This window comes from Arthrobacter sp. TJ-266 (assembly GCF_058269115.1).
Window position 1 is genome coordinate 54,005 of sequence record NZ_JBZCNC010000006.1, and the last position, 12,435, is coordinate 66,439.

Sequence of the window (12,435 nt, forward strand, 5' to 3'; positions counted from 1 at the left end):
CCCCCTCCCCCAGTCGGCCGGGTTGGGGGAGGCTATGTGGGAAACGGGTGCCGGAAGGCCAGCCGATACACTTCCAGACGTGAATACACCCTTCGATCTCTCAGCATCCTTCAAGGCCTATGACGTGCGCGGCATCGTCGGCGAGACCATCACCGTGGACTCGGTGCGCGCTGTCGGGGCGGCCTTCGTGGACTCCCTGGGGCTCGCGGGCGAGACCATCCTGGTCGGCGGCGACATGCGTCCGTCGTCGCCGGAGTTCTCGAAGTCCTTCTCCGAGGGAGCCACCCTCCGCGGGGCCAACGTCCTGTTCCTCGACCTCATCTCCACCGACGAGCTGTACTACGCGAGCGGCACGCTGGACGCGGCCGGCGTGACGTTCACCGCCAGCCACAACCCCGCCCAGTACAACGGGATGAAGATGACCCGTCCCGGCGCCGTCCCGGTCTCGTCCGAGACCGGACTCAAGGACGTGCAGGAGCGTGCGGAGCGCTACCTCGACGACGGCACCATCCCGGCCGTGGACGTCCAGGGCACCACCAGCGTGCGCGACGTCCTCGAGGAGTACGCGCGCTTCCTCCGCGCACAGGTGGACCTCTCGGGGACCCGCCCCCTGAAGGTCGTGGTCGACGCCGGCAACGGCATGGCGGGCCTCACCACTCCCGCGGTGCTCGGCGACAAGCTGCTGCCCGCCCTGCCGTTCGACATCGTGCCCCTCTACTTCGAGCTCGACGGCTCCTTCCCCAACCATCCCGCCAACCCGCTGGAGCCGGAGAACCTGCTCGACCTGCAGGCCGCCGTCGTCGAGCACGGCGCTGACATCGGGATCGCGTTCGACGGTGACGCCGACCGCTGCTTCATCATCGACGAGCGCGGCGAGCCGGTCTCGCCGAGCGCCATCACGGCGATGGTGGCGCGCCGCGAGATCGCCCGCGCGCAGGCCGCTGGTGAGGCCGAGCCCGTGATCATCCACAACCTGATCACCTCACGCGCGGTGCCGGAACTGATCAGGAACGACGGCGGCCGCCCGGTCCGCACGCGCGTAGGACACTCCTTCATCAAGGCCGTGATGGCCGAGGAGGGCGCGGTGTTCGGCGGGGAGCACTCGGCGCACTACTACTTCCGCGACTTCTGGAACGCGGACACCGGCATGCTCGCGGCCATGCACGTCCTCGCGGCGCTCGGCGAGCAGGACGGCCCGCTGTCGGAGCTCGGCCGTGAGTACGAGCCCTACTTCTCCTCGGGCGAGGTCAACTCGAAGGTCGTGGACCTGCAGGCGTCGATCGCCCGGGCCCGCACCGAGTTCGAGCAGGACGGCGTGGTGGTGGACGACCTCGACGGTCTCACCTTCACCCCCGCGCACGGGAACTGGTGGTTCAACCTCCGCCCCTCGAACACCGAGCCGTACCTCCGGCTGAATGCGGAGGCCGTGGACCCTCAGACACTCGAAGACCTCGTGCAGCGCGTCCTCGCCGTCATCCGCGACTGACGGACCGCACCGGCACGCCCAGCACCGCGGCACGACGGCGGCGCGGCGACGGTACTCCCCCAGACGAAAGGCCCCTTCCTCATGGAAGGGGCCTTTCGTGTGCGGCATGTCAGGCGTTGCTGAAGCGCACCTTCAACTCGTCGAGCTGGCCCCGGAGCTCCTCGGGTAGGGAATCCCCGAAGCGCCCGTACCACTGCTCGATCCCTTCGAGCTCCTCGGCCCACTCGACGGCGTCGACGTGCACGGCGGCCTCGACCTCCGCCGGCGTCATGTCGAGGCCGCTGAGGTCCAGGGCGTCCCCCGTGGGGACGTAACCGATGGGCGTCTCGACGGCGTCGGCCGTTCCCTCGAGGCGCTCGATGACCCATTTCAGGACGCGCGAGTTGTCCCCGAAGCCGGGCCAGGCGAAACCGCCGGTCGCCGTGCGGCGGAACCAGTTGACCAGGAAGATCTGCGGCAGGCGCGCCTGGTCGGCCCCGGCGCTGAGGGTGAGCCAGTGACGTAGGTAGTCACCGGCGTCGTACCCGATGAACGGCAGCATGGCCATGGGGTCGCGGCGCACGCGACCCACCTCGCCCGCCGCGGCCGCGGTGGTCTCGGAGGACAACGTGGACCCCATGAAGATGCCGTTGGCCCAGGTGCGTGACTGCGTGACCAGGGGAACGGTCGTCTTCCGACGCCCGCCGAACAGGATGGCGGAGAGTTCCACGCCGTCGGGCCGGTTGAACTCCTCGGCGAGCATGTCGATCTGGTCGATCGGCGTGCAGAAGCGTGCGTTCGGGTGCGCGGCCGTATGGTCCATGTCCGGTGTCCAGTCCCGGCCCTGCCAGTCGGTGAGGTGCGCGGGCACCTCCTCGGTCATGCCCTCCCACCACACCCCGCCGTCGTCGGTGAGTGCGACGTTCGTGAAGACGGAGTTGCCCTTGGCGATGGCGCGCATGGCATTCGGGTTGGTGTGCCAGCCCGTTCCGGGCGCGACGCCGAAGAGGCCGGCCTCCGGATTGACGGCACGGAGCTCGCCCTCCTTGCCGAAGCGCATCCAGGTGATGTCGTCGCCCAGGGTCTCGACCTTCCAGCCGTCGATCGTGGGGTCGAGGAGCGCGAGGTTGGTCTTGCCGCAGGCCGAGGGGAAGGCCGCGGAGAGGTAGTAGGTCTTGTCCTGGGGCGAGGTGAGCTTGAGGATCAGCATGTGCTCAGCCAGCCAGCCCTCGTCGCGCGCCATGACGGAGGCGATCCGCAGCGCGTAGCACTTCTTGCCCAGCAGGGCGTTGCCGCCGTAGCCGGAGCCGTAGGACCAGATGGACCGCTCCTCGGGGAAGTGCACGATCCACTTCTCCTCGTTGCAGGGCCAGGGGACGTCCGCCTCGCCGTCCGCGAGCGGTGCCCCGAGCGAGTGCAGCGCCGGCACGAAGGGGGCGTCCAGCTCGGTCATGCGGTCGAGGACGGCCGTGCCGATGGTCGCCATGATCCGCATCGACGTCACCACGTAGGCGCTGTCCGTGATCTCCACGCCGAACTTCGGGTCCTCGGCGTCGAGGTGGCCCATGACGAACGGGATGACGTACATGGTGCGTCCGCGCATGGCACCCGAGAAGAGGCCCGTGAGCTTGGTCTTCATCTCCGCCGGGTCCATCCAGTTGTTGGTGAAGCCGGCCTCGCGCTCGTCCTGCGAGCAGATGAAGGTCTGCTCCTCGACCCGCGCGACGTCCTTCGGGTCGGAGAACGCCGCGAAGGAGTTCGGGAACGTCTCGGGATTCAGCCGGACGAAGGTCCCCGCCTCGACCAGTTCGTCACACAGCCTGGCGTTCTCGGTCGCCGAACCATCCACCCAGACGACGGCGGCGGGCTGTGTCAGCTCCTGCACTTCGTGTACCCAGGCCAGCAGTGCGGCGTGCGTCGTCGGCGCGGCACCAGGGCCGGCGGACCCCGGAACGGCGTTCGAACGCTGGCTGTCGGACTGGTCAAGCCGGTGCACGGCATCGCCCATTGGTCTTCCCTTCGTCGGGTGCTCGGTGTGCTCCGATGCTAGGGCTGGCGTGTTTCAGGCAAGGGGCCGGAGCCGAGACATGGGTGGGTACAGTGGGACGTCGGCCCGCCATCGCAGGGATGTCGAGCGCTTACGTTCAAGGTTGGAGTGATGAAGGTCACGTAGACCGGTCTAGTTCTCATGGAGCGCAGTACTGATTAGGCGTCATCCGGATTCCACGCTAAAGTTGTCTACGGCCAATCAGCCACCCTGCAGCACCGATTCCTCGTGGATCACACACCTGCACTCGCGTGCGTAGCTCAACGGATAGAGCATCTGACTACGGATCAGAAGGTTGGGGGTTCGAATCCCTTCGCGCGCACTCCTGAATAGACACATGAACAAACGAAGAGGCCCCGACTCCGGTCGGGGCCTCTTCGCTTGTCCCGGAGCCCCCCCGGGTGCAAGGCTCGCCTCATGAGCGAACCGAAGATCGTGGACGTCGTGGTGATCGGAGCCGGCGCAGTCGGCGAGAACGTGGCGGGGCGCGTGGTCCAGAAGGGCCTGAGCGCGGTCCTGGTCGAATCCGACCTCGTGGGCGGCGAATGCTCCTACTGGGCCTGCATGCCCTCGAAGGCCCTCCTCCGCCCGGGCACCGTCCTCAACGCCGCCCGCTCGGTCGCCGGCGCCCGCGAGGCCGTCACCGGCACGCTCGACGCGTCGCAGGTGCTCGACAGGCGCACCTCCTTCACCTCGGACTGGGACGACTCCTCGCAGGAGGAGTGGGTCGCCTCGGCCGGGATCACCCTCGAGCGCGGCTGGGCCACGGTGACGGGTGAGCGCGAGGTGACCATCACGCACGACGACGAGTCCACGACCGTCTACCGCGCGTCCCATGCGGTGGTCCTGGCGACGGGCTCCACCCCGACCGTCCCGCCGATCGACGGCCTGACCGACCTCGACCACTGGACCACGCGTGAAGCGACCTCGGCGAAGTCCGTTCCCGCGAGCCTCGCCGTGCTCGGCGGAGGTGTGGCCGGCGTGGAACTCGCACAGGCCTACGCCCGGCTGGGTTCGGAGGTCACCGTCATCGCCCGCAGTGGCATCCTCGGCGGCTACCCGAAGGAAGCCTCCGACCTCGTGCTCGGCGCGCTCCGCGGGGAGGGCATCACCCTCCTGACCGACACCGCCACGCACCGCGTCCGCAAGGAGTCCGACATGTTCGTCCTCGACGTGGGCGACGGCTTGACGGTCACCGCCGAGAAGCTGCTCGTCTCCACCGGCCGGCACCCGCACACCACCGGCCTCGGACTCGAGGACCTCGGGCTCGATCCGAAGAAGCTCGCCCCCGACGACACCGGGCGGGTGCCCGACCTCGGCGGCTGGCTGTACCTCGTGGGCGACGCCGGCGGCCGCGTGCAACTGACCCACCAGGGCAAGTACGAGGCGCGGATGACGGGCGACGCGATCGCCGCTCGCGCCCACGGACTCCTCGGCGACGACGCCGCTCCCTGGAGCCCCTACACGGCGACGGCCGACCACGCAGCGGTGCCGCAGGTGGTCTTCACCGACCCGGAGATCGCGATGGTGGGCCGCACGCTCGAGCAGGCGCACAAGGACGGCGTGAACGCGTCCGAGACCTCGCTCGCCATCGCCGTCGCCGGGTCCGCCCTGCACTCGGACGACTACGAGGGCTGGGCCCAGATGGTCGTGGACGAGGACCGGAAGGTGATCATCGGCGTCACGTTCGCCGGACCCGAGGTCTCGGAGATGCTGCATGCCGCGACCATAGCCGTCGTGGGCGAGGTGCCGCTGGACCGCCTGTGGCACGCGGTCCCCGCCTACCCCACCGTCAGCGAGATCTGGCTGAGGCTGCTCGAGAAGTACGGGATGTGACTCAGCGCAGGGTGGAGGCCCGCCGGACCACGAAGTCGGTGACGTCGGCGTCCCGTCCGTCGAGCTCCGCCCAGTCGCCGTCGAACGTCATGACCGTGAGGCCCGACGTCGGGTAGTCCGTGGCGAGGTCCATGACCGCGCGCTCGCTGGACCGGACGGAGGCGAGACGCATGGCCAGTTCCTGGACGCCCGGGTTGTGGGCGATCACGAGGAGACTCGTGACGGTGGGCGGCACGTGGTTGATGAGGCTCAGAATCTCGGCGGGCCGGGCGGCGTAGAGCTCGTCCTCGAGTTTCGGTGTGGGCGCCTTGTCCCCGAGCTCCTTGCAGACCCAGGTGCAGGTCTGCCTCGTGCGCAGAGCCGTGGACACCAGGATGAAGTCCGGGACGGAATCGTGCTCGAGCATCCACCGCCCCACGAGGGGGGCATCAGCATGGCCGCGGGAGCTGAGCGAGCGCTCGTGGTCCGGCACGCCGTCCTGGAACTCGGCCTTCGCATGGCGCAGCAGCATGAGCGTCTTGAGGTGAGCGGAGGGCATCCCCGAAGTATAGGTCTGCAGTGTGCCGGAGCGCCGTCCCGGCCGGACCCGACGCCGCGCGGGCCACACCGAGCGCGAGATCGAGCGCTAGATCGAGTACTCGGGAGCTGCCCAGACGACGACCTCGGGGTGGTCGTAGAACCTGTACCCCTGCCCGCGCACGGTCCGGACGGTGTTGGCGAGCCGGCCGAGCTTGGAGCGCAGGCGCCGGATGTGCACGTCGATGGTTCGCTCGTTCGGCACCTCCTCCGCGTTCCGCCAGAGTCCGCTGAGCAGTTCCTCGCGGCCCACCGTGCGGGTGGCGTTCTCCACGAGGTAATTGAGGAGTTCGAACTCCTTGAAGGTCAGGTTCAGGCTCTCGCCGTCCAGGTGCACCTCACGGCGCGAGAGATCGATCAGCACACCCGTGGGACGCGGCGGCTGCGCCTGCGGAGCTGCCGCGGCGTCCGAGCGCGTGCGCCGGGCGACGGTGGGATCACCGAGCGCTGCCCGGACGACGTCGATGTCGGAGCCCGGCGCGTCCGCGGGCGCGAGGGCCACGGCCGCGTGGCTCTCCGCCGTCGGCACGAGGGAGCGCACGTAGGAGCGCACGTCCTGTGCGAGCTTGGCGAACGTCGTGCCGGCAGCGGCCGCCGTCGCCTCGTCGAGGGCGACGTAGAGAACGAAGCCGCGCGCCGTGGTGTCACCCGTGACGGCCTGGGGACCCGGGACGCCGTTCGGCGTGACCACCGGCACGGGCGGGGTCAGCGCGGCATCCGCGCCCTGGACCGACTGCAGCCGGGCGGCCGCAGCCGAGGGGAAGCGCTGGTGCGCGGGGCGGCTCGCAGCGGAACGGAGCGAGATATGGACGTAGCCCGGATTTACTGACATGAGATCAACCTCGAGAAGTGTGCCGTCATCACGGCTCGAATGCGGGGTGTGCCCGGTCGGGATGAAGAGAGATGCCCGCCGTTGGGCTTGAGGTGCGTTGTACCGGTTGGGGTATAGCCGCTACGCGTGCATTCGATAGCAGCAGCAGCCACGAACGGACACGAGGTCCGAGGTGGGAGCCGCCACTGCAGATGCGAGTGAGTTGATGGTCACGGAGGAATTATTGCACGTAACAATCGTTCGGTCGAAGTAACAAAAGCCGGGCCTCCTGTATAGCCGCTGGTCAGCAGGTCGAGGGAGCGCGGGAGGGCGGCGCCGACCGGCCTCCGCGGGGTTCCCGCCCTGCCGATCCCGCGCCGCCCTCCCGCACCGCGGTGGTCGTCCGGATGCGCCGTCCGCTACTGGGTGCTAACGCGGTCCTCGTGCTTCCGCCGGGCGCGGGCGCAGACGAACAGGATGGAACCGACGGCGATGTAGGCGAGCCCGCCCAGCCACACGACGAAGCTCTGCTGCGCGAGCAGGGCGATGCTGGCGATCGTCGCGAGGATCGGCACGATCCGCGGCACGGAGAAGTGTGAATGCTCCACCGTGTCCTTCTTGAGGACCAGAACGCTGAAGTTGGCGGAGATGAACACGAGCAGCAGCAGGAGCACCGTGGTCTCGGCGAGCGTGCCGACGTCCCCGATGAAGGAGAGCCCGATGGTGAGCGCGGCGACGACGATGATGGACACGTACGGGGTGCGGCGGGTGGGGAGCACCCGGGCGAACGCCTGCGGGAGCAGACCCGCCTCCGCGAGGCCGTAACCCACACGGCTGGCCATGATCATGAACAGCAGGGCGCCGTTGGCGATCGCGACGAGCGCGATCAGGCTGAAGATCCACGGGGGCAGCCCCACGCCGCTGGCGTTGACGACATCCAGCAGCGGGCCGGAGGAGGTGGCGAGATCCGCCGGCGGCAGCACGATCACGGCGCCGACCGCGATGAGGATGTACACGACGGCAGCTGTGCCGATGGCCCCGAAGAGGGCACGCGGGTACGCCTTCGACGGGTTCTTGACCTCCTCGGCCATGTTGGCCGCGGCCTCGAATCCGAGGAACGAGAAGAAGGCGATCACGGAGGCGGCGAAGGCCCCCTGGAGCGCGGGGACCTCGGGGGCGAACTCGAGAAGTCGCGACGGCTCCCCGTTGCCACTGGTGAAGACGACGGCGGCCACCGCGATCACGATCACGAGGCCCGTCACCTCGATGACGGAGGCCACGAGGTTGGCCCCGAGCGATTCCTTCACCCCACGGAGGTTGATCAGCGTCAGCAGGATGATGAAGACGGCCGCCGCCGGGGCGGCGGGGACGTCGATGAGGGCCGCGAGGTAGTCCCCCGCGAAGGCGTTGGCGAGAGCGGCCGCCGTCGTGATGCCCGAGGCCATCATGAGGAACCCGACCAGGAAGGAGAGGTAGGGGACCTTGAAGGCCCGCTCGGCGTACCGGGCCGCCCCGCCTGCGTGCGGGTACTTGGTGATGAGCTCGCAGTAGGTTCCCGCGGTGAGGAGCGCGACGACGAGCGCGATCAGCAGCGGCAGCCAGATCACGCCACCGACGTCGGCCGCCATGGTGCCCACCAGCGTGTAGATGCCCGCTCCGAGGGTGTCGCCCACGATGAAGGCGAACAGCAGGGGCGCGCCGACCGCCCGCTTCAGGCCACTGTTCGTGGCGGAGGCTTGAGTACCCGTGTCGTTGGTCATCGCACCATTTGAGCCGTGATCGGAACGTGATGCAAGAAACCGGGGACCGGAAGTGCTTCGTTGTCCTGCGGGTGGGCCCGTGGGGGACGCGCCACCCCGGCTTCCGCGCGGCAGCGGCGGTATTAGCCGACGACGCCGTACAGGCGGTCCCCGGCATCGCCCAGGCCCGGCACGATGTAGGACTTCTCGTTGAGCTTCTCGTCGATGGATGCCAGCACGATGGTGACATTGCGGCCGTCGAGTTCCTCCTGCAGGGTGGCCAAACCCTCGGGCGCGGCCAGCAGGCAGATGCAGGTGATGTCCGCCGCCCCGCGGGCGAAGAGGAACTTGATGGCTTCGCGCAGGGTGCCGCCGGTGGCCAGCATCGGGTCGAGCACGAAGACCTGGCGGCCCGTGAGGTCGTCCGGCAGCCGCTCGGCGTAGGTGATCGCCTCGAGGGTCTCCTCGTTGCGGGCCATACCGAGGAAACCGACCTCGGCGGTGGGTACCAGACGGGTCATGCCCTCGAGCATGCCGAGGCCGGCCCGGAGGATGGGGACCACGAGCGGGGTGGGCTTCACGAGGCCCACCCCCTCGGTGGACGTCACCGGGGTCTCGATCGAGACGGTCTCCACCCGGACATCCCGGGTGGCCTCGTAGGCGAGGAGGGTGACGAGCTCCTCGGTGAGGAGGCGGAACACCGGCGAGGACGTGTTCTTGTCCCTCAGAACCGTGAGTTTGTGGGCTACCAGGGGGTGATCGACGACCAGTACACGCATGGGCCAAAAGTACCATTGGACCCATGACCGCCTCCCTCCCCTCCGTGGATCCCGAGCACTGGACGTGGATGGGCGCAGCACTCGACGCGGCCGCGCGCACGGCCACGAGCGCGGACGTGCCGATCGGCGCCGTCGTCGTCGGGCCCGGTGGTTCCGTGCTCGGGACGGGGTGGAACCGGCGCGAGGAACTGGGGGACCCGACCGCGCACGCGGAGGTCGTGGCGATCAGGGCCGCCGCCGCCCGGACCGGTGCGTGGCGGCTCGAGGGGTGCACCCTCGTGGTCACGCTCGAACCGTGCGCCATGTGTGCGGGGGCCTCCGTGCTCGCGCGCATCCCGCGCGTGGTGTTCGGGGCGTGGGACGCGAAGGCCGGGGCGTCCGGTTCCGTGTTCGACGTGCTGCGCGAACCCCGGCTCAACCACTGGACCGAAGTGTTCCCGGGCGTCCGCGAGGACGAATGCGCGGCGCTCCTCAAGGGGTTCTTCGCGGCGCAGCGGTCCGGTTCCGCACTCGCGTGATGGTGCGTAGGCTGAGGGAATCCGCAGCAGCCCCGATCAAGGAGTAGACGTGGCAGACCAGCAGGACGGCTTGAAGGAAGTCCAGGACATCCTGGGGAAGACCGACATCGCGATCCTCACCACGGTGAGCCTCGAGGGCACGCTGGTCAGCAGGCCGCTGGCCCTGCACGGCAAGGACTTCGACGGCGACCTCTGGTTCTTCACCGAGGACCCCTCCCCCAAGGCCGACGAGATCCGCGCAAACCCCCAGGTGAACGTCTCGGCCAGCACGGGCAAGGGCTACGTGTCCATCGCCGGCACGGCCACGCTGACCAAGGACCAGGCGAAGATCGACGAGCTGTGGGGGCCGAGCGTGTCCGCATGGTTCGAGAACGGCCGTGACGACCCCGCCGTCGCCCTCATCCACGTGGACGCCGACACCGCCGAGTACTGGTCCATGGACGCGCCCCGCGTGGTCTCCGCGGTCAAGATGGTCAAGGGCCTCGTGACGGGTACGAAGCCGAGTTCGGGCAAGAACGAGGTCATCGACCTCCCCTGACGGGAGCCCGTTTTGGGACTCGGGCGCCGCAGCCGGTAAAGTAACGGCGTTGGTGACGTGTCCGAGCGGCCGAAGGTGCAACACTCGAAATGTTGTTTGGTGTAAAAGCCAACGTGGGTTCAAATCCCACCGTCACCGCCAGCGAGAGCCCCCGGGAGACCGGGGGCTCTCTGCATTCCCGGGGACTTCGTGGTGCATCTGTGGTGCATACTCCGAAGGTGCACGGGCACGCCGGGCTGTCCGTCACTCGTCCCTCTCGCCCTCGGAGTTGACGACGGAATACCTCTGGGCCGCACCGCACTCCGTACGGGATCGGCTGCTCAAGCTTTGACGACCGGGAGATCCGCCCACGTGGTCGTGTAGTGGGGCGAGAGCATGTCGCGCTTCATCGTCCAGTCCGAGCCTGCTTTGAGGCCTCCGTGCCCCAGACCGATGGCTGAGCGCCCGAATCTCTGGCCGATCTCGTGGAGGAGCGGACCTGTGTCCTTGCCGCCGGAGCTGCTTGACCCCGACCCGGAGTCGCTGCCCCATCCCGGCTCGACGTTCAGGAGCGTGTCCTGGGTGCCGACTGGCTGGAGGTCGGTGATGATGACGCCGGCGCGGTTGTAGGAGACGCCTTCTTCGATGAGTGGCAGGAGTGTGTGCGCGGCCCGGGTGAGTTCGAGCGGGTCCGAGGTGTGCGCCGGTAAGGGGATGCAGATGCTGGGCGAGCTCCTGGTGCCGGTGCTGAACGGCGAGGTGCCCGCGAATGCGGTGAGCACTCGTCCCTGGAGCTCCTTGCGCGCCAGACGCGACGCAGCGCCCTGGGCGTAGACGCTCAACGCCTGCCGCATGGCATCCAGGGTGTCGACCGGATGCGCGAAGGACCGGGAGAACATGACCTGCTCGTTGCCGGTGGAGGCATTCGAGGTGATGCACGGCGTGCCCTGCAGCTCCAGCACGGTGCGCATCAGCACGACCGAGAACTTCTTCCGGATCAGGACCGGATCGGCTGCGCTCAGGTCCCACGCCGAGTCGATTCCCAGCGCGTTGAGGCGTGCGGCGTTCCTGGTTCCGACACCCCAGATGTCGGTGACTTTCAGCCTGCGCAGGAGCGCTTCACGCTGATCTGCTGGTACGAGCTGCCAGTGGCAGACGCCATCGAACCGGGTGTTGCCCTTCGCCCACCGGTTGGCGAGCTTCGCGAGGGTCTTGGTGGGTGCGATGCCCACGCACACGGGAAGCCCGGTATTGCGTTGCACGGTCGCCTTGATGGTCCTGCCGGTGGTGTATTGCCCCTGGTGATCGCCGCCGAGGGTCAGGAACGCCTCGTCGATGCTGTAGATCTCGAGGGTGGTGGTGTGCCGGCCGAGGAGCTCCATGACGCGGGCACTCATGTCCCCGTACAGCTCGTAATTGCTGGACCTGGCCTGCACCCCCGACGCCTTGGCCTGCTCGACGATCTGGAACCACGGTGCACCCATCGGGATGCCCAGGGCCTTCGCCTCGGCGCTGCGCGTGATCACGCACCCGTCATTGTTGGACAGCACGACCAAGGGCTTCCCCTCCAGGGACGGGTCGAAGGCCCGCTCGGAGGAGACGTAGAAGTTGTTGACGTCGACCAGGGCCACGCTCGAGCTCGTGGGAGCAGGACGGCGGACTGGTGATTCCGGCTCAGACATGGTGCAGGCACCTGGTCGCCACTCCCCAGATGACCAGGCTCTCCGGATCCGGCACAGGGATGACCGGGTAGGCGTCGCCGGCCGCGATCAGTGTGACGGCGCTCGGGAGGTCTGAACCGGGAGCAGGGCTCGTGACGCGTAACCGCCGGATGATGAGTTCGCCGTCGAGGACAGCGATGACCACGGATCCGTCCTTGGGCTGCAGGGCCCGGTCGACGATCAGCTCGTCGCCATCGGAGATGCCTGCGCCGTCCATCGCGTGACCTGCGACCCGCACGATGTAGGTGCTGGTGACGTCGGGGATGAGATGTCGGTTCAGGTCGATCCGGTTCTCGAACCAGTCCTGGGCGGGAGATGCGAACCCCGACGGCATGAGTTCCGTGCGAGCAGCAGCCGGAGCCGGCCGGCCTATCGCTGTGCCTGATGCGCCGAACTCGTCCATGTGTCCGCGCACCTTCCTGCCGT

At 68.5% G+C, this 12,435-nt stretch carries 11 protein-coding genes and 2 tRNA genes; 6 read left to right on the forward strand and 7 right to left on the reverse strand.

What is annotated here, in order from left to right; genetic code table 11:
* The first annotated feature begins 34 nt into the window (after nt 1-34).
* Nucleotides 35-1,486, forward strand: coding sequence for a phosphomannomutase/phosphoglucomutase (locus AC4D12_RS15575; RefSeq protein ID WP_490950867.1), 1,452 nt, complete (start codon nt 35-37; stop codon nt 1,484-1,486).
* A gap of 109 nt (nt 1,487-1,595) precedes the next feature.
* Here the strand turns inward: AC4D12_RS15575 and AC4D12_RS15580 are convergent, their stop codons facing one another.
* Nucleotides 1,596-3,473 (reverse strand): phosphoenolpyruvate carboxykinase (GTP), encoded by a 1,878-nt coding sequence (locus AC4D12_RS15580; RefSeq protein WP_490950868.1) that lies wholly within the window; start codon nt 3,471-3,473, stop codon nt 1,596-1,598.
* Between the two features lie 288 nt (nt 3,474-3,761).
* Here AC4D12_RS15580 and AC4D12_RS15585 point away from each other — a divergent pair.
* A tRNA-Arg gene (locus AC4D12_RS15585) sits at nt 3,762-3,834 on the forward strand.
* Between the two features lie 95 nt (nt 3,835-3,929).
* Nucleotides 3,930-5,348, forward strand: a complete 1,419-nt coding sequence (locus tag AC4D12_RS15590; RefSeq protein ID WP_490950869.1) for a dihydrolipoyl dehydrogenase family protein — start codon at nt 3,930-3,932, stop codon at nt 5,346-5,348.
* A 1-nt stretch (nt 5,349) separates the two neighbouring features.
* Here the strand turns inward: AC4D12_RS15590 and AC4D12_RS15595 are convergent, their stop codons facing one another.
* From AC4D12_RS15595 to upp, 4 genes are all read right to left on the reverse strand, one after another.
* On the reverse strand, nt 5,350-5,886 hold the full coding sequence (locus tag AC4D12_RS15595) for a SixA phosphatase family protein (protein ID WP_490950870.1): 537 nt from the start codon (nt 5,884-5,886) through the stop codon (nt 5,350-5,352).
* 87 nt (nt 5,887-5,973) lie between these two features.
* The gene (locus AC4D12_RS15600) at nt 5,974-6,756 is read right to left on the reverse strand and encodes a winged helix-turn-helix domain-containing protein (RefSeq protein WP_490950871.1); all 783 of its coding nucleotides are present in this window, start codon (nt 6,754-6,756) and stop codon (nt 5,974-5,976) included.
* Between the two features lie 398 nt (nt 6,757-7,154).
* Nucleotides 7,155-8,495 carry an APC family permease gene (locus AC4D12_RS15605; protein WP_490950872.1) on the reverse strand — a complete coding sequence of 447 codons (1,341 nt, stop codon included), beginning with the start codon at nt 8,493-8,495 and terminating at the stop codon, nt 7,155-7,157.
* Nucleotides 8,496-8,617: 122 nt separating this feature from the next.
* The gene (gene upp / locus AC4D12_RS15610; RefSeq protein ID WP_490950873.1) at nt 8,618-9,253 is read right to left on the reverse strand and encodes a uracil phosphoribosyltransferase; all 636 of its coding nucleotides are present in this window, start codon (nt 9,251-9,253) and stop codon (nt 8,618-8,620) included.
* A 23-nt stretch (nt 9,254-9,276) separates the two neighbouring features.
* Here upp and tadA point away from each other — a divergent pair, with 23 nt between their 5' ends.
* The 3 genes from tadA (at nt 9,277) to AC4D12_RS15625 (ending at nt 10,450) form a co-directional block, all read left to right on the forward strand.
* Complete coding sequence (gene tadA, locus AC4D12_RS15615; protein ID WP_490950874.1) at nt 9,277-9,771, forward strand: tRNA adenosine(34) deaminase TadA; 495 nt, start codon at nt 9,277-9,279, stop codon at nt 9,769-9,771.
* 49 nt (nt 9,772-9,820) lie between these two features.
* Nucleotides 9,821-10,309 carry a pyridoxamine 5'-phosphate oxidase family protein gene (locus AC4D12_RS15620; RefSeq protein WP_490950875.1) on the forward strand — a complete coding sequence of 163 codons (489 nt, stop codon included), beginning with the start codon at nt 9,821-9,823 and terminating at the stop codon, nt 10,307-10,309.
* 51 nt (nt 10,310-10,360) lie between these two features.
* A tRNA-Ser gene (locus AC4D12_RS15625) sits at nt 10,361-10,450 on the forward strand.
* Between the two features lie 179 nt (nt 10,451-10,629).
* On the opposite strand, the gene AC4D12_RS15630 is transcribed toward AC4D12_RS15625, so the two are convergent.
* Both AC4D12_RS15630 and AC4D12_RS15635 read right to left on the reverse strand, forming a co-directional pair.
* Nucleotides 10,630-11,970: a Y-family DNA polymerase gene (locus tag AC4D12_RS15630; protein WP_490950876.1), complete on the reverse strand. Its 1,341-nt coding sequence runs from the start codon at nt 11,968-11,970 to the stop codon at nt 10,630-10,632.
* Nucleotides 11,963-12,343: a LexA family protein gene (locus AC4D12_RS15635; protein ID WP_490950906.1), complete on the reverse strand. Its 381-nt coding sequence runs from the start codon at nt 12,341-12,343 to the stop codon at nt 11,963-11,965. The genes AC4D12_RS15630 and AC4D12_RS15635 overlap by 8 nt, the downstream gene beginning before the upstream one ends.
* Nucleotides 12,344-12,435: the final 92 nt, after the last annotated feature.